This is a genomic window from Mycobacterium gordonae (assembly GCF_002101675.1).
Classification (GTDB): domain Bacteria; phylum Actinomycetota; class Actinomycetes; order Mycobacteriales; family Mycobacteriaceae; genus Mycobacterium; species Mycobacterium gordonae.
The window spans coordinates 1-18,271 of sequence record NZ_LQOY01000078.1 but is presented as its reverse complement, the minus strand read 5'-3'; the positions used below and the strand labels follow the sequence as shown (position 1 = coordinate 18,271).

The 18,271-nt window shown below is 71.2% G+C and carries 8 protein-coding genes; 6 read left to right on the top strand and 2 right to left on the bottom strand.

What is annotated here, in order from left to right; genetic code table 11:
• Positions 1–145: 145 nt before the first annotated feature.
• The 6 genes from ag85A to AWC08_RS12255 all read left to right on the top strand — a co-directional run bounded on the left by ag85A (position 146) and on the right by AWC08_RS12255 (position 12,602).
• Entirely contained in the window at positions 146–1,189 is a 1,044-nt protein-coding gene (ag85A, locus tag AWC08_RS12280; protein ID WP_069433407.1) for a diacylglycerol acyltransferase/mycolyltransferase Ag85A, read from the top strand.
• A 154-nt stretch (positions 1,190–1,343) separates the two neighbouring features.
• Complete coding sequence (locus tag AWC08_RS12275; RefSeq protein ID WP_065135334.1) at positions 1,344–2,249, top strand: alpha/beta hydrolase-fold protein; 906 nt, start codon at positions 1,344–1,346, stop codon at positions 2,247–2,249.
• A 231-nt stretch (positions 2,250–2,480) separates the two neighbouring features.
• A complete protein-coding gene (gene culp6, locus AWC08_RS12270; RefSeq protein WP_065135335.1) occupies positions 2,481–3,494 on the top strand; it encodes a carboxylesterase Culp6 in 1,014 nt (337 codons plus the stop codon).
• Positions 3,495–3,795: 301 nt separating this feature from the next.
• A complete protein-coding gene (gene fadD32 / locus AWC08_RS12265; RefSeq protein WP_069433408.1) occupies positions 3,796–5,685 on the top strand; it encodes a long-chain-fatty-acid--AMP ligase FadD32 in 1,890 nt (629 codons plus the stop codon).
• A 20-nt stretch (positions 5,686–5,705) separates the two neighbouring features.
• Complete coding sequence (gene pks13 / locus AWC08_RS12260; protein ID WP_085087848.1) at positions 5,706–11,018, top strand: polyketide synthase Pks13; 5,313 nt, start codon at positions 5,706–5,708, stop codon at positions 11,016–11,018.
• Positions 11,019–12,602 carry an acyl-CoA carboxylase subunit beta gene (locus AWC08_RS12255; RefSeq protein ID WP_065135338.1) on the top strand — a complete coding sequence of 528 codons (1,584 nt, stop codon included), beginning with the start codon at positions 11,019–11,021 and terminating at the stop codon, positions 12,600–12,602. It begins immediately after the preceding gene.
• A gap of 87 nt (positions 12,603–12,689) precedes the next feature.
• On the opposite strand, the gene AWC08_RS37360 is transcribed toward AWC08_RS12255, so the two are convergent.
• On the bottom strand, positions 12,690–13,718 hold the full coding sequence (locus AWC08_RS37360; RefSeq protein ID WP_065135339.1) for a hypothetical protein: 1,029 nt from the start codon (positions 13,716–13,718) through the stop codon (positions 12,690–12,692).
• Positions 13,643–18,271 (bottom strand): hypothetical protein (locus AWC08_RS39405; RefSeq protein ID WP_178132178.1); only part of this gene is annotated, 4,629 nt, incomplete at its 5' end. The genes AWC08_RS39405 and AWC08_RS37360, both read right to left, overlap by 76 nt.

Here is an 18,271-nt window from a genome sequence, read left to right as displayed (position 1 = left end):
GAAGGAGAGCGTCAGCCTCAAGGTGTGGTTGACTACGGGAGCACTGCAGCGCCGCGTGCGTGCAGTCTGACCCAATTCGGGACGCGCCCCCAAGCACAGCGATGCGTAAGGATGTGCCCACAAGGATGAGGATGAGGAAGCAAGGATGAAGCTTGTTGACAGGTTTCGTGGCGCCGTGACGGGTATGCCGCGCCGCCTGATGGTGGGTGCCGTGGGTGCGGCGCTGCTGTCGGGACTGGTGGGGTTCGTCGGTGGCTCCGCGACCGCGAGTGCGTTCTCGCGTCCAGGGTTGCCGGTGGAATACCTGCAGGTGCCCTCGGCAGCGATGGGCCGCAACATCAAGATCCAGTTCCAGAGTGGTGGAGCCAACTCGCCGGCGCTGTACCTGCTCGACGGCATGCGCGCCCAGGACGACTACAACGGCTGGGACATCAACACTCCGGCGTTCGAGTGGTACAACCAGTCCGGCATTTCCGTGGTCATGCCGGTCGGCGGCCAGTCCAGCTTCTACAGCGACTGGTACAACCCGGCCTGTGGTAAGGCCGGCTGCACCACTTACAAGTGGGAGACCTTCCTGACCAGCGAGCTGCCCGCGTACCTGGCCAGCAACAAGCAGGTCAAGCCGACCGGCAGCGCCGCCGTCGGTCTGTCGATGGCCGGCTCGTCGGCCTTGATCCTGGCGGCTTACCACCCCGACCAGTTCGTCTACGCCGGCTCGCTGTCGGCGCTGCTGGACCCGTCGCAGGCGATGGGCCCGTCGCTGATCGGCCTGGCCATGGGTGACGCCGGTGGTTACAAGGCGTCCGACATGTGGGGTCCCAAGGAGGACCCGGCGTGGCAGCGCAACGACCCGTCGCTGCAGGTCGGCAAGCTGGTCGCCAACAACAGCCGCCTGTGGATCTACTGCGGTGACGGTAAGCCGTCCGACCTCGGTGGCAACAACCTGCCCGCCAAGTTCCTGGAGGGCTTCGTGCGGACCAGCAACCTGAAGTTCCAGGAGGCCTACAACGGCGCTGGTGGCCACAACGCGGTGTTCAACTTCGACGCCAACGGCACGCACGACTGGCCGTACTGGGGCGCGCAGCTCCAGGCCATGAAGGGTGACCTGCAGAGCACGCTGGGTGCGACGCCTGGCGCCGGTCCCGCCACCGCCGCTGCGGTCGGCGTGAACCAGGGCACTGGCACCTAAATCGCGCTGGCGATAAACAACCGTCTGACGGCGGCGACCCAAACGGGTCGCCGCCGTTAGCGTTACCGCCCCCTTTATCCGGCTCCGCCGGGTGTGGTTAGCTACCTGCGGGCTAGGTCTTGTCGTGCACAGCGTCACACCATGGAGGGTGGACATGAGGGGTCTGTCGGTAGTGCTACGGCTGTTCTGCGTTGCCGTGTTGTCGGTCGCGTTCGGGGGTGTGAGCGCGTCGCTGGGTTCTGCGGGGACGGCCAGGGCCGCCGGATTCGAGACCCTGATGGTGCCCTCGGGCGCGATGGGCCGCGACATCCCGGTGGCTTTCCTGGCGGGCGGGCCGCACGCGGTCTACCTGCTGGACGCCGCCGACGCCAACCCCGACGTCAGCAACTGGGTCACCGCCGGCAACGCGATGAACACCCTTGCCGGCAAGGGCATCTCGGTGGTGGCGCCGGCCGGCGGGGCGTTCAGCATGTACACCAACTGGGAGCAGGACGGCAGCAAGCAGTGGGACACCTTCCTGTCCAGCGAGCTTCCTGACTGGCTGGCGGCTAACAAGGGCCTGGCGCCCGGCGGGCACGGCGCGGTCGGCGCGTCCCAGGGCGGCTACGCCGCGTTGGCGCTGGCCGCCTTCCATCCCGACCGCTTCGGCTTTGCCGGTTCGATGTCCGGCTTCCTGTACCCGTCGAACACCTTCACCAACGGCGCGATCCTGGCCGGTCTGCAGCAGTTCGGCGGCGTCGACGGCAACGGCATGTGGGGAGCCCCGCAGCTGGGCCGCTGGAAGTGGCACGACCCGTATGTGCACGCCGCCCTGCTGGCCCAGAACAACACCCGGGTCTGGGTATGGGCACCCACCAACCCCGGCGCCAGCAACCCGGCAGCCATGCTCGGCGCCGGCGCCGAGGCGATGGGCAACAGCAAGGCCTTCTACCAGCAGTACCGCGACGTGGGCGGGCACAACGGCCACTTCGACTTCCCGGGCGGCGGCGACAACGGCTGGGGTTCGTGGGCCGGGGTGCTGGGCGCTATGTCCGGCGACATCGCCGGCGCCATTCGCTAGCGGCGATCGCAAGCGCGGCCGCAGGGATGGAGCCGGGCGCAGCGGGTCGGCGCCATTCGCTAGCGGCGAGGGCCGGTACCCTCTAAGGAGTGCAGCAGAGGGCGGTACGTCCGCATCACCACGCTGCGCGGGTGAGTAGGGCGCGAAGGTGCGTTACCTGGTAAGGCACTTGCCCGACCCATTCGCCGGGACCCGCTGAGGGTCCCCACCGGACTCTGTTAGCGGGAGAAGATGGCTAAGAACAGCGCACAGCGCAAACGCCGCCGACGGCTTGCCTGGGCGGCGGCCGGCTCAATGGCTCTGGTGGTGGCCCTCGTCATCATCGGCGGCGTGATGTTGTTGCGTCAGCCCAACGTGCCACCGAGCGCGGTTCCTCCGGGTGTGCTGCCCCCGGGCCCCACCACGTCCCACCCGAAGAAGCCACGCCCGGCATCACAGGACGCGTCCTGCCCCGACGTGCAGTTGATCTCGGTGCCGGGCACCTGGGAGTCGTGGCCCACGGACGATCCGCTGAACCCGACGCAGTTCCCGAAGGCCTTGCTGCTGAACGTGACCGGGCCGATCAGCCAGCAGTTCGCGCCGGGCCGGGTGCAGACGTACACCGTCCCCTACACCGCGCAGTTCCGTAATCCGCTGAGCGCCGACGGTCAGATGAGTTACAACGAGAGCCGCGCCGAGGGCACCCGGGCCATGGTGAAGGCGATGACCGACATGAACAATCGGTGCCCGCTGACCAGCTACGTGATCGTCGGGTTTTCCCAGGGTGCGGTGATCGGCGGCGACGTCGCCAGCGACATCGGCAACGGCCTCGGCCCCGTCGACGAGGACCTGGTGCTGGGTGTGACGTTGATCGCCGACGGGCGACGCCAGGAGAGCGTCGGCAACAACGTCCCGCCCACCCCACCGGGCGTCGGCGCCGAGATCACCCTGCACGAGGTGCCGGTGCTGTCCGGGCTCGGTCTGACGATGACCGGTGCGCGGCCGGGCGGGTTCGGTGATCTGGACAACCGGACCAACGAGATCTGCGCCGAGGGCGACCTGATCTGTGCCGCACCCAAGGAGGCGTTCAGTCCCGCCAACCTCCCTACCACGTTGAATACGCTGGCCGGCGGGGCGGGGCAGCCCATCCACGCGATGTATGCGACCACCGACTTCTGGAATGCCAACGGCCTGTCCGCCACCCAGTGGACGCTGAATTGGGCCCAGGGCGTGCTGGACAAGGCGCCGCATCCCAAGCACAGCTGATCCGCCCGGTCCCGATTCGATAGCTGAGCTATCGGACACGGCCGCGGTGTGATGGTGGTGACCGCGATCAGGCGTACCTTGTGATTTGGTCTGCCGCCCCCGGCCCCTTAACATTAAGAGAAAATTAAGAGCATGTGGTTGACCCGGGTGGGTCAGAGTTGGCTGCGACAGGCGCCGGTGCGAAACGGGCGCTGGTCGCAGCTGGGCCGCGCGCAGATTTTTCAGCCGGCTCGGCCGGCCACTAGAGGACTACCGTCGGCGCGAGCCGACAACTAGAGAGTTTGTGACAGGAGAGAGCGTCATGGCGTACCACAACCCGTTCATCGTGAACGGCAAGATCCGGTTCCCGTCGAACACCAACCTGGTGCGTCACGTCGAGAAGTGGGCGAAGGTGCGCGGCGACAAGCTGGCGTACCGCTTCCTGGACTACTCCACCGAGCGCGACGGCATCGAGCGCGACATCTTGTGGTCGGAGTTCAGCGCCCGCAACCGCGCCGTGGGCGCGCGGCTGCAGCAGGTCACCCAGCCGGGCGACCGCATCGCCATCCTCTGCCCGCAGAACCTGGACTACATGGTGTCGTTCTTCGGCGCCCTGTACTCCGGCCGGATCGCCGTCCCGCTGTTCGACCCGTCCGAGCCCGGCCACGTCGGCCGTCTGCACGCGGTCCTCGACGACTGCACGCCTTCGACGATCCTGACCACCACCGAATCCGCCGAGGGTGTCCGCAAATTCATCCGCGCGCGTTCGGCCAAGGAACGTCCTCGCGTCATCGCGGTCGACGCCGTGCCGACCGAGGTCGCCTCCACCTGGGTGGAACCCGACGCCGACGAGACCACCACCGCCTACCTGCAGTACACCTCCGGCTCCACCCGCACCCCGACCGGTGTTCAGATCACGCACCTGAACCTGCCCACCAACGTGGTGCAGGTGCTCAACGCCCTGGAAGGTCAGGAAGGCGACCGCGGCGTCAGCTGGCTGCCGTTCTTCCACGACATGGGGCTCATCACGGTGTTGCTGACCTCGGTGCTGGGCCAGAGCTTCACCTTCATGACGCCGGCCGCGTTCGTGCGCCGGCCCGGCCGCTGGATCCGTGAGCTGGCCCGGAAACCCGGTGAGACGGGCGGGACGTTCTCCGCTGCTCCGAACTTCGCCTTCGAGCACGCCGCGGTGCGCGGTCTGCCGCGCGACGACGAGCCGCCCCTGGACCTGAGCAACGTCAAGGGCATCCTGAACGGCAGCGAGCCGGTGTCACCGTCGTCGCTGCGCAAGTTCTTCAAGGCGTTCGAGCCCTACGGCCTCAAGCCCGAGGCGGTCAAGCCGTCCTACGGGCTGGCGGAGGCCACGCTGTTCGTCTCGACCACCCCGATGGACGAGTCGCCCACCGTCATCCACGTCGACCGCGCCGAATTGAACAAGCAGCACTTCGTCGAGGTGGCCGCGGACTCCCCGAACGCGGTCGCACAGGTCTCCGCCGGCAAGATCGGTGTGGACGAGTGGGCCGTCATCGTCGATCCCGAGGCGGCCAGCGAGCTGCCGGACGGGCAGATCGGCGAGATCTGGCTGCACGGCAACAACCTGGGCATCGGCTACTGGGGCAAGGAAGAAGAGACCGCCAACATCTTCAAGAACATCTTGAAGTCGCGGGTCAGCGAGTCGCACGCCGAGGGCGCTCCCGACGACGCGCTGTGGGTGCGCACTGGTGACTACGGCACCTACCACAACGGCCACCTCTACATCGCGGGCCGGATCAAAGACCTCGTCATCATCGACGGCCGTAACCACTACCCGCAGGACCTCGAGTTCACGGCCCAGGAATCCACCAAGGCGTTGCGGGTGGGCTATGTCGCCGCTTTCTCGGTGCCGGCCAACGAGTTGCCGCAGAAGGTCTTCGACGACCCGCACGCCGGCCTGAAGTTCGACCCGGAAGACACCTCCGAGCAGCTGGTGATCGTCGGCGAGCGTGCGGCGGGGACCCACAAGCTCGAGTACCAGCCGATCGCCGACGACATCCGCGCGGCCATCGCCGTCGGTCACGGGGTGACCGTGCGCGACGTGCTGCTGGTGCAGGCCGGCTCGATTCCCCGAACCTCCAGTGGCAAGATCGGCCGCCGCGCCTGCCGCACGGCCTATCTCGACGGCAGTTTGCGCAGCGGCGTGAACTCCGCGACGACCTTCGCCACCTCTGAATGATCGACTGAACAAGGTAGCTGATGTCTGACATAAGCCAGGAGAACTCGCCTTCGCCCGAGAAGCAGCCCATGACGGTCCCCGAGATGCGCAAATGGCTGCGCGAGTGGGTCGGCAAGGCCGTCGGAAAGTCGCCGGACTCGATCGACGAGTCCGTGCCCATGGTCGAGCTGGGTCTGGCGTCGCGCGATGCGGTCGCGATGGCCGCCGACATCGAGGACCTGACCGGTGTCACGCTGTCGGTCGCGGTGGCGTTCCAGCACCCGACCATCGAGTCGCTGGCGACCCGGATCATCGAGGGCGAACCAGAACGGCCCGAGGATGACTCCGACGCGGCCGACTGGACCCGCACCGGTCCCGCCGAGCGCGTCGACATCGCGATCGTGGGCCTGTCCACCCGCCTGCCCGGCGACATGAACACCCCCGACGAGACGTGGGCGGCGTTGATGGAAGGCCGCGACGCGATCACCGACCTGCCCGAGGGCCGCTGGTCGGAATTCCTGGAAGAGCCGCGGCTGGCCGAGCGGGTCGCCAAGGCCCGCACCCGCGGTGGCTACCTGAAGGACATCAAGGGCTTCGACTCCGAGTTCTTCGCCGTGGCCAAGACCGAGGCGGACAACATCGACCCGCAGCAGCGGATGGCCCTCGAGCTGACCTGGGAGGCGCTCGAGCACGCCCGCATTCCGGCGTCCAGCCTGCGCGGCGAGGCCGTCGGCGTCTACGTCGGTGTCAGCAACAACGACTACGGCTTCCTGGCCATCTCCGACCCGACGGTCGCGCACCCGTACGCGATCACCGGCAACTCTGGCGCCATCATCCCCAACCGGGTGTCGTACTTCTTCGATTTCCGCGGCCCGTCGGTCATGGTCGACACCGCCTGCTCGAGTTCTCTGGTGGCGATCCACCAGGGTGTGCAGGCGCTGCGCAACGGCGAGGCCGACGTGGTGGTGGCCGGCGGCGTCAACGCGCTGATCACCCCCGCGGTGACGCTCGGGTTCGACGAGATCGGCGCGGTGCTCTCGCCGGACGGCCGGATCAAGTCCTTCTCCGCCGACGCCGACGGCTACACCCGCTCCGAGGGCGGCGGGATGCTGGTGCTCAAGCGGGTCGACGACGCCCGCCGCGACGGCGACCAGATCCTGGCCGTCATCGCCGGCAGTGCGGTCAACCACGACGGCCGCTCCAACGGACTGATCGCGCCCAACCAAGACGCACAGGCCGAGGTGCTGCGCCGCGCCTACAAAGATGCCGGGATCGATCCGCGCAACGTCGACTACATCGAGGCGCACGGCACCGGCACCATCCTGGGCGACCCGATCGAGGCCGAGGCGCTGGGCCGGGTCGTCGGCAAGGGACGTCCGGCCGACCGGCCGGCGCTGCTCGGCGCGGTCAAGACCAACGTCGGGCACCTGGAATCGGCGGCTGGCGCGGCCAGCATGGCCAAGGTCGTGCTGGCGCTGCAGCACGACAAGTTGCCGCCGTCGATCAACTTCGCCGGACCCAGCCCCTACATCGACTTCGACGCCATGCGTCTGAAGGTGGTCGACCAGGCCACCGACTGGCCCCGTTACGGCGGCTACGCGCTGGCCGGGGTGTCGAGCTTCGGGTTCGGTGGCGCCAACGCGCACCTGGTGGTCCGCGAGGTGTTGCCCCGCGACGTGATCGAGCGCGAGCCCGAGGAGCCGGTGGCCTCACCGCAGGCGGCCGTGGTGTCCGCCGGGGGAGAGCTGACCGAAGGGGTCGGCCACTCGCTGCGTTTCGACGAGTACGGCGAGATCATCGACGACGACGCCCCCGTCGCCGCCGACGACGAGTACGAGCTGCCGGGCGTCACCGAGGAGGCGCTGGCGCTCAAGGAAGCGGCGCTGGAAGAGCTTGCCGGACAGGAACTTCCGGCACCGACGATCCCCCTGGTGATCTCGGCGTTCCTGACCTCGCGTAAGAAGGCCGCCGCTGCCGAACTGGCGGACTGGATGGAAAGCCCTGAAGGGCAGGCATCGTCGCTGGAGTCGATCGGCCGCTCGCTGTCGCGCCGCAACCACGGCCGCTCGCGCGCGGTGGTGCTGGCCCACGACCACGAAGAAGCCATCAAGGGTCTGCGCGCGATCGCCGAGGGCAAGCAGCGGCCGAACGTGTTCAGCACGGACGGCCCGGTGACCAACGGCCCGGTCTGGGTGCTCGCCGGTTTCGGCGCGCAGCACCGCAAGATGGGCAAGAGCCTCTACCTGCGTAACCCCGTCTTCGCCGAGTGGATCGAGAAGGTCGACGCGCTGGTCCAGGACGAGCTGGGTTACTCGGTGCTCGAGCTGATCCTCGACGACTCGCAGGACTACGGCATCGAGACCACCCAGGTCACCATCTTCGCGATCCAGATCGCCCTCGGTGAGCTGCTCAAGCACCACGGCGCCAAGCCCGCCGCGGTGGTCGGGCAGTCCCTCGGTGAGGCGGCGTCGGCGTATTTCGCCGGCGGCCTGTCGCTGCAAGACGCCACCCGCACCATCTGCTCGCGCTCGCACCTGATGGGTGAGGGCGAGGCGATGCTGTTCGGCGAGTACATCCGGTTGATGGCGCTGGTGGAGTACTCCGCCGACGAGATCAAGACGGTGTTCTCCGACTTCCCCGACCTGGAAGTGTGCGTCTACGCCGCGCCCACCCAGACCGTCATCGGCGGCCCGCCCGAGCAGGTGGACGCGATCATCGCCCGCGCGGAATCCGAGGGCAAGTTCGCCCGCAAGTTCCAGACCAAGGGCGCCAGCCACACCCAGCAGATGGACCCGCTGCTCGGTGAACTGGCCGCCGAGTTGCAGGGCATCAAGCCGATGAGCCCGACCTGCGGTATCTACTCCACGGTGCACGAGGGCCGCTACATCAAGCCCGGTAGCGAGCCCATCCACGACGTCGACTACTGGAAGAAGGGCCTGCGCCACAGCGTCTACTTCACCCACGGCATCCGCAACGCCGTCGACAGCGGGCACACCACCTTCCTGGAGCTGGCGCCCAACCCGGTGGCCTTGATGCAGGTCGGTCTGACGACGGCGTCGGCCGGGCTGCATGACGCCCAGCTGATCCCGACGCTGGCCCGCAAGCAGGACGAGGTCGAGTCGATGATCTCGACCATGGCCCAGCTGTTCGTGCACGGCCACGACCTGGACGTGCGGACATTGTTCACCCGGGCTGCTGGCCCGGAAGATTACGCGAACATCCCGCCGACCCGGTTCAAGCGCAAAGAGCACTGGCTGGACGCGCATTTCGCCGGGGATGGCTCGATCCTGATGCCGGGCGCGCACGTCGCCCTGCCGGACGGTCGCCATGTGTGGGAGTACTCGCCGCGGGAGCGGACCCCCGATCTCGTCGCGCTGGTCAAAGCCGCCGCGACGGCGGTGCTGCCGGACGCCGCTGTGACGGCCGCCGAGCAGCGGGCGGTGCCCGGTGAGGGTGCCCGGTTGGTGACGACGCTGACGCGTCATCCCGGCGGGGCTTCGGTGCAGGTGCACGCCCGCATCGACGAGTCCTTCACGCTGGTCTACGACGCCCTGGTGGCCCGCGGCGGTGCCGAGGCGGTGCTGCCGGTGGCGGTCGGGGCCGGTACCGCTGTGGCCGCCGAGTCCACTGCGGTGGCGCCTGTCGAGGAGGACGCCGCCGAGACGCTGACCGACAGCCTGACCAACCGGTACCTGCCGTCCGACGTGGGCCGGTGGTCTCCCGATTCCGGCGAGACCATCGCCGAGCGCCTGGGCACCATCGTGGCGGCGGCCATGGGCTACGAGCCCGAGGACCTGCCCTGGGAGGTGCCGCTGATCGAGCTCGGCCTGGACTCGCTGATGGCCGTGCGGATCAAGAACCGCGTCGAGTACGACTTCGACCTGCCGCCGATCCAGCTGACGGCGGTGCGCGACGCGAACCTGTATGCCGTGGAGAAGCTGATCGAGTACGCGATCGAGCACCGCGACGAGGTCGAGCAGCTGCACGAGTACCAGAAGACGCAGACCGCCGAGGAGATCGCGCGAGCGCAGGCCGAGTTGCTCAGCGGTGCGTCGCCGGCCAGCCTGGTGGCCCCGGCGCCGGACCCGCAGGCAGAGCCCCAAACGCAGCCCGAACCCGCCTCGGAGGCGCCCCCGCCGTCCGACGTGCCGATCCCGCCGCCGCCGACAGATCCGTCCGGCCCGGGCACCAACGGCGCCGCCGGGAATGGCGAGAAACCCACGGCCGGGGCACTCAGCCAGGAGGCGGTCGCCAAGGCGCTCAACTCCGACGTCCCGCCCCGGGACGCCGCCGAGCGCGTCGTCTTCGCGACCTGGGCCGTTGTCACCGGCAAGTCCGCCGGCGGCATCTTCAACCCGTTGCCCAAGCTGGATGACGAGAAGGCCGCCAAGATGGCGCAGCGGCTCTCCGAGCGTGCCGAAGGCCCGATCACCGTCGAGGATGTGCAGACCTCGGAGAACATCGAGGCGCTGGCCGAGAAGGTGCGCAACTACCTGGAGGCCGGCGTGGTCGACGGCTTCGTGCGCACGTTGCGGCCACGGCAGGAGGGCAGCACGCGCACACCGGTGTTCGTGTTCCACCCGGCCGGTGGCTCGACGGTGGTGTACGAGCCGCTGCTCAAGCGGCTGCCGGCGGACACCCCGATGTACGGCTTCGAACGAGTCGAGGGGTCGATCGAAGAGCGTGCCGCGCAATACGTCCCGAAGCTGATCGAGATGCAGGGCGACGGGCCCTACATCCTGGCCGGCTGGTCGCTGGGCGGGGTGCTGGCTTACGCCTGTGCGATCGGGCTGAAGCGGCTGGGCAAGGACGTGCGCTGGGTCGGCCTGATCGACGCGGTGCGCGCCGGTGAGGAGATCCCGCAAACCAAGGAAGAGGTCCGCAAGCGCTGGGACCGCTACGCCAAGTTCGCCGAGAAGACGTTCAACGTCACCATCCCGGCGATCCCGTACGAGCAGCTCGAGGAGCTCGACGACGACGGCCAGGTGCGGTTCGTGCTGGACGCCGTCAGCCAGAGCGGCGTGCAGATCCCGGCCGGCATCATCGAGCATCAGCGCACGTCGTACCTGGACAACCGGGCGATCGACACCGCCGAAATCCAGCCGTTCGATGGCCACGTCACCCTCTACATGGCCGATCGATACCATGACGACGCGATCATGTTCGAGCCGCGGTACGGCATCCGCAAGCCGGATGGCGGCTGGGGCGAGTACGTCGCCGACCTGGAGGTCGTGCCGATCGGTGGTGAGCACATTCAGGCCATCGACGAGCCGATCATCGCCAAGGTGGGCGAACACATGAGTCGCGCGCTGGACGAGATCGAATCCGAAGTGGCTAGTGAGGTAGGGAAGTAAGTGACGGAATTAGCTCCGGAGCCGGCTCCGATCGTCGTGCATTCCACCGCCGAGAAGCTGGCCGAGCTGCGGGCTCGTCTGGAGCAGGCCAAGGAGCCGGGCGGCGAGAAGGCCGCGGCCAAGCGCGACAAGAAGGGCATCCCCAGCGCCCGGGCCCGGGTGCACGCGCTGGTCGATCCGGGCAGCTTCTTCGAGATCGGGGCGCTGTGCAAGACCCCGGGTGATCCCAACGCGCTGTACGGCGATGGCGTGGTCACCGGGCACGCGCTCATCGACGGCCGCCCGGTCGGGGTGTTCTCGCACGACCAGACTGTCTTCCAGGGCACGGTCGGTGAGATGTTCGGCCGCAAGGTGGCCCGGCTGATGGAGTGGTGTGCCATGGTCGGCTGCCCGATCGTCGGCATCCAGGACTCCGGCGGAGCCCGCATCCAGGACGCGGTCACCTCGCTGGCCTGGTACGCCGAGCTGGGTCAGCGACACGAGGCGCTGTCCGGGGTGGTGCCGCAGATCTCCCTGATCTTCGGCAAATGCGCCGGGGGAGCGGTCTATTCGCCGATCCAGGACGACCTGCTGGTCTCGGTGCGCGACCAGGGCTACTTCTTCGTCACCGGTCCCGACGTCATCCGCGAGGTCACCGGCGAGGACGTCACCCTCGACGAGCTCGGCGGATCCGACGCGCAGGCGCGCTACGGCAACATCCACCAGGTGGTGAACTCCGAGGCCGAGGCATTCCAGTACGTACGCGAATTCCTGTCGTTCCTGCCGTCGAACTGCTTCACCAAGCCGCCGGTCATCAATCCCGGACTCGAACCCGAGGTCACCCCGACCGACCTGGAACTCGACTCGATCGTGCCGGACTCCGACAACGCGGCCTACGACATGCACGAGATCCTGTTGCGCATCTTCGACGACGGCGACTTCCTGGAGGTCGCGGCGCAGCACGGGCCGGCCATCATCACCGGTTACGCCCGGGTCGACGGGCGCCCGGTGGGCGTGATCGCCAACCAGCCCATGCACCTGTCCGGGGCCATCGACAACGAGGCCTCCGACAAGGCGGCGCGATTCATCAGGTTCTGCGACTCGTTCCAGATCCCGCTGGTGTTCGTGGTGGACACCCCCGGGTTCCTGCCCGGCGCCGAGGAGGAGAAGCGGGGCATCATCAAGCGCGGCGGCCGGTTCCTGTACTCCGTGGTCGAGGCCGACGTGCCGAAGGTGACCATCACGATCCGCAAGTCCTACGGGGGCGCGTACGCGGTGATGGGCTCGCGGCAGCTGACCGCCGACTTCAACTTCGCCTGGCCCACGGCGCGCATCGCGGTGATCGGCGCGGAGGGCGCAGCGCAATTGCTGGTGAAGCGCTTCCCGGACCCGACCGCTCCCGAGGTCCAGAAGATCAAGAAGGACTTCATCGAGGGCTACAACCTCAACATGGCGATTCCGTGGATCGCCGCCGAGCGTGGCTTCATCGACGCGGTGATCGACCCGCACCAGACCCGATTGTTGCTGCGCAGGTCGTTGCACCTGCTGCGCGACAAGCAAAGCTGGACACGGCTGGCGCGCAAGCACGGGTTGATCCCGGTCTAGTTACCTGGCGCGAGCAGACGCTAAAGCGCCCAATTTCGTGCCGAAATGGGCGCTTTAGCGTCTGCTCGGCGGGGTTAGGCGCCCACCTCAGATGATGTGGCCGTCGGTGCCGTCGACGCCGTCAATCCCCGGGCCGCCGGTGGCGCCGCCGGGCGTCCCGCCGCCGCCGCCGCTGCCGTGAACGCTGCCGGCGCCGCCAGTGCCACCGGAGGTGCCGCCGTCGCCGCCGTCGCCGCCGTTCCCCCCATTGCCGCCGTCGCCGCCTTTACCGCCGGCGACGGTGCCGTTTCCGCCGGTGCCTCCGGTGCTGCCGATGCCGCCGACCCCACCATTGCCGCCCACGCCGAGGTCGGCGTTGCCGCCGCCACCCGCCTTTCCGCCGCTCCCGCCAGCGCCGCCGGCGCCGCCCGTGCCGGCAGATCCGAAGGCGTTGCCGCCCACGCCACCGACTCCGCTGCCACCGCCGTTGCCGCCGGTGCCGCCGTCACCACCGCCGGTTGCCGCGCCGCCGACGCCCCCTAGTCCGCCGGTGCCGCCAGTGCCGCCTGAGCCACCAAGGACGGCGATGCTGCCGGAGCCGCCGCTGCCGCCAGCAGAACCGGTACCGCCGCTGCCGCCGGTGCCGCCATCGCCACCGCCAGTTGCCGCGCCGCCCGCGCCACCGGCGCCTCCGGTGCCGGCTTTGCCCCCGGCACCGCCGGTACCGAAGCTGGTACTGGCGCCGCCCACACCACCCACACCGCTGTTGCCGCCGCTGCCGCCGGCGCCGCCGTCGCCGCCGCCCTCTGCGGCGCCGCCAGCACCACCGACACCACCGTTGCCACCGGTACCGCCGGCGCCGACGACGCTCCGCGCCTTCCCGCCGGTGCCGCCACCGCCGCCGGCGCCGCCGGCGCCGCCGGCGCCTGCTTTGCCATGGTCGTTCGCCGTGCCGCCGATACCGCCGGTGCCGCCGGTGCCGCCACCGCCGCCATTGCCGGCGCTGCCGCCGGAGTTGCTGCCACCGAAGCCGCCGTCGCCGCCGACGCCGGCGCTGCCGCCTAAGCCGCCGTCTCCGCCGTGGCCGCCCCCAGTTGCTGTACCGCCGCCGCCGCCGTCGCCACCGTCTCCGCCCATGCCGCCGCTGCCAGCAGCGCCGGGACCGAACGTGGCCTCGGTGGCCCCGCCGATACCGCCGTTACCGCCGGCACCGCCGTTGCCGGCGCTGCCGCCGTTGGTTGCGGTGCCCCCAAGGCCCCCGGTGCCGCCTTTACCGCCGTCGCCGCCCCTGCCGCTGGTGGGAATATTCCCGGTCGCGCTGCCGCCGCCGCCGCCGTTGCCGGCGTTACCGCCGGCCCCGCCGTTGCCGGCGGTGCCGCCGTTGGTTGCGGTGCCGCCGGTGCCGCCGGTGCCGCCGGTGCCGCCGTCGCCGCCGGTGCCGCCGATGCCGCCGCCGCCGCCCTGATTGATGGCGACATTGCCGCCGGTGCCGCCATTGTTACCGGTGCCGCCGTTGCCGCCATTCCCGCCGAGGCCGACGTCAGTACTGCCGCCCGCACCGCCCGCGCCGCCGTTGCCTCCGCTGCCTCCGACGCCACCGCGAGGGGTATATCCGTCGGCGCCGCTGCCTCCATTCCCGGCATTCCCGGCGATGCCGGCGTTGCCGCCATTGCCGCCGCTGCCCCCGTTGCCGCCGCCGGTGGCTGCACCGCCGGTCCCGCCGGCCCCGCCGTTGCCGCCGTTGCCGCCGTTGCCGCCGTTACCCGTTGGAAAGCCAGCGCTGGCGCCGGCCCCGGCGATGCCGCCGCCACCGCCGCTGCCGCCCTTGCCGCCGCTGCCGCCGCCCGTGGCTGTGCCGCCGTTGCCGCCGCCGCCGCCGGTTCCGCCGTTGCCGCCATTGCCGCCTTGGTAACTTGCAGTACTGGTGCCACCGCTGCCGCCACCGCCGGCCTGGCCGCCATTTCCGCCGTCGCCTGCATCGCCGCCGTTGGTTGCGTTGCCACCAGCGCCACCGTTCCCGGCCATCCCGCCGTTGCCGCCATTGCCACCGGTGCCGAAGTTGGGGAGGTTGCCGCCTTGGCCGCCGATCCCGCTGCTGCCACCGTCACCGCCAGCGCCCCCGTCACCACCGCCGGTGGCCGTACCGCCAATACCGCCGTTGCCGCCGTTGCCACCGGTGCCGCCGACGCCGCCGGGGTCTGCCCCGCTATACCCGAGGCCTCCGGTGCCGCCGTTGCCTCCACTGCCGCCGGCACCACCGCTGCCCGCGTTGCCGCCGTTGGTTGCGGCGCTGCCGGCGCCGCCGACACCGCCGTTGCCGCCGCCACCACCGGCGCCGCCGGGATCAAAAGTCGCGTGACCGCCCGAGCCGCCGTTGCCGCCGGTACCGCCGCGGCCGCCGTTGCCGGCGTCGCCTCCACGGCCGATCGCGCTGCTGGCACCGGGGGCTCCCCCAGTCCCGCCGTTTCCGCCTGCAAGGCCGGCGCCGCCGGCGCTGCTCCCAACGGCGTTGGCGCCCGTGTCGCCGGTCCCGCCTGCGCCGCCGTTGCCACCGCGGCCGCCGAACCCGTCGGTTCCGGTAACGCCGCCGCTGCCGCCGCTGCCTGCTTGACCACCTGTGCCGGCTTTGCCACCGCTTCCGCCGGTGCCGCCATCCCCGCCGACCCGCTGTAAGCCGACGCCGGATCCACCGGCGCCGCCGGTGCCACCGGATCCGCCGATACCGCCGGCGCCGCCGCTGCCGTTGGTGCCGCCGACCACGCTGTTGCCGCCTGTGCCGCCGATGCCGCCGGCGCCACCGGCGAACCCGGTTCCACCGATACCACCGACGGTCGCGGGGTCACCGTTGTCGCCGGCGCCCCCTGTCCGCCGGTGCCGCCGGTGCCGCCATTGCCTGCGTTTCCGGTGGTCCCCCCGGGCCTGCCCAGACCGCCCGCGCCCGCGTTGCCGCCGGCGCCGCCATCGCCGCCGGCGCCGCCGGTCATGTGCCGGCCGACACCTGAGGTTCCGGTGCCCCCGCCGCCTCCAGTGCCACCGTCGCCGCCCTCGCCGCCGTTCCCGTTGACGCCGCCGGTACCGCTGTTGCCGCCTATGCCGCCTTCACCGCCTTTCCCGCCGGTACCACCGGTCATGTCTCCGCCGACGTCGGTACTGCCGGGGCCGCCCTTGCCGCCGGTGCCGCCGTCGCCGCCGTTCCCGCCGCTGCCGTTGGTGCCGCCGGTGCCGCTGCTTCCGCCGGCGCCGCCGGCGCCGCCCTTGCCGCCATCCAGGCCGGTGCCGTGGCCACCCGTGCCTGCTTCGGCGCCGTTGCCGCCGTTGCCGCCGTTGCCCCCGAGACCGCCGGAGCCGTAGTTGCCGTTGTGGCCTCCGGTGCCCCCGACGCCCACCGCGCCGCCGGCCCCGGCGGCGCCGCCGTCTCCACCAATCCCACCGGCACCGCCGCCGAGGAAGGTGCCGACTTCCGATCCGCCGTCCCCACCGGCACCACCGATGCCGCCACTGCCGCCCATGCCGCCGCTCCCGTTGGTGCCGCCGGCACCGCTGTAGCCGCCGGAGCCGCCATTGCCACCTCGGCCGCCGGCGAATCCCGCCTTGCCGGCGCCAGCGGGGCCTCCGCCGCTGCCGGCGGCGCCGCTGTCACCGGCTCCACCGTTGCCGCCGTCGCCGCCGAGACCCCCGGTGCCTGCGTTGCCAGCGGTGCCCCCGGTGCCGCCGGCGCCGGCGAGACCGCCGCCCCCCGCGTTGCCGCCATTGCCGCCGTTGCCGCCGTTGCCGCCGGCCATTTGCAGGCCGACGCCGGATGCACCGTTAGCCCCGGCGCCGCCGGCTCCACCGTTCCCACCTTGACCGCCGCTGCCGTTGATGCCGCCGTTGCCGCTAGTGCCGCCATCACCGGCGTTACCGCCCCTGCCGCCGAGGTAGCCGTCGCCTCCGGCGGCGCCGCTGTCACCGGTGCCCCCGTTGCCGCCGCTGCCGCCTTGACCGCCGGTGCCTGCATTGCCGTCGTGGCCGGCGGTGCCGCCAGCACCGACCAGGCCTCCAGCGCCGGCGTTGCCGCCGTTGCCGCCGTTGCCACCGTCACCGCCGCCCAGGAATTTGCCGACCCCGGACCCACCGTCGCCGCCCGCACCGCCGGCGCCACCGTTCCCGCCGAGGCCGCCGATGCCATTGGTGCCGCCGTTGCCGCTGCTGCCGCCGTGTCCGCCGTTGCCGCCTTTGCCGCCGGCCAGACCGTCGCCGCCGATGCCGCCGGCCGCGCCGACGGGACCACTGTCACCGGTGCCGCCGTGTCCACCATTGCCGCCTAGGCCGCCGCTGCCGAAGTTTCCATCCTGACCGCCGGTGCCCCCGGTGCCGACGAGGCCACCGGTCCCAGCGTTTCCGCCGGCGCCGCCGTCACCGCCTGCGCCTCCGGCCAACCCCAGGCCGACCCCCGAATGACCGTCGCCGCCTGCGCCGCCCGCGCCGCCGTTGCCGCCGAGGCCGCCGGTGCCGTTGGTGCCGCCGGCACCGCTGCTGCCGCCATGTCCGCCGTTGCCGCCGTTGCCGCCAGCCAGGCCGCTGCCCCCGGTGCCGCCGCCGGCTCCGGTGGCACCGCTGTCACCGACACCGCCTTGACCACCGTTGCCGCCCAGGCCGCCGTTGCCCGCCTTTCCGTTCAGGCCGCCGGTCCCGCCGCCCCCTGCCGATCCACCGGCTCCGGCGTCGCCGCCGGCACCACCGTCTCCGCCGGCGCCGCCGATTAAGTCCCGTCCGACGCCCGAGCCGCCATCACCGCCGTCACCGCCTGCGGCGCCGCTGCCACCGGCACCGCCGCTGCCGTTGGTCCCACCGACTCCGCTGGCCCCGCCCGCTCCGCCCTTGCCGCCCTGACCGCCGGCGAAGCCGGTACCGCCGGCACCAGCGGGCCCGCCACCGGTGCCGTTGACTCCGTGGTCACCGGCCGCACCGTCACCGCCCCGCCCGCCCAGACCGCCGGTGCCCGCATTTCCGGCACTCCCGCCGGTGCCTCCGCTGCCAGCGTGCCCGCCGGCTCCGGCGGCACCCCCGGCGCCACCCTCGCCGCCGCCACCACCAGCCAGGCCCAAGCCGACGCCCGAACCACCGGCGCCGCCACTGCCACCGATACCGCCGGCGCCACCAGCACCGCCGTTGCCGTTGGTGCGGCCGGCGACGGCAGCACCACCGGTGCCGCCGACACCGCCGTGTCCGCCGATGCCTCCCGCCTCGCCTACCGCGCCGCCGGCTCCGGTGTCACCGGTGCCACCGGCGCCTCCCGTTCCGCCGGCGCCACCGGTACCGGCGGCACCGACGTTGCCGCCGGTGCCGCCGGTGCCGGTGTGCCCGCCGGAGCCGCCCGCTCCGCCGTTGCCGGCATCGCCACCGGTTCCGCCCGGCAGATGCAAGCCGACACCAGAACTGCCGGTTCCTCCGTTACCGCCGATGCCACCCACACCCCCGGCACCGCCACTGCCATTGACGCCACCCGGGGCGGCGTTGCCACCGGTGCCACCGGTGCCGCCGCCCCCGCCGTTGAAGCCGTGCCCGCCATCCGCCGAACCGGTAGCGCCGCCGCCGCCGGTGCCGCCTGCACCGCCGGTCCCGCCCATACCGGCCGCGCCTGCGTGACCTGCTGCCCCCAAGAACGCGGTGGCGCCGGCGGCTCCACCCGCCCCGGCATCACCGCCGAC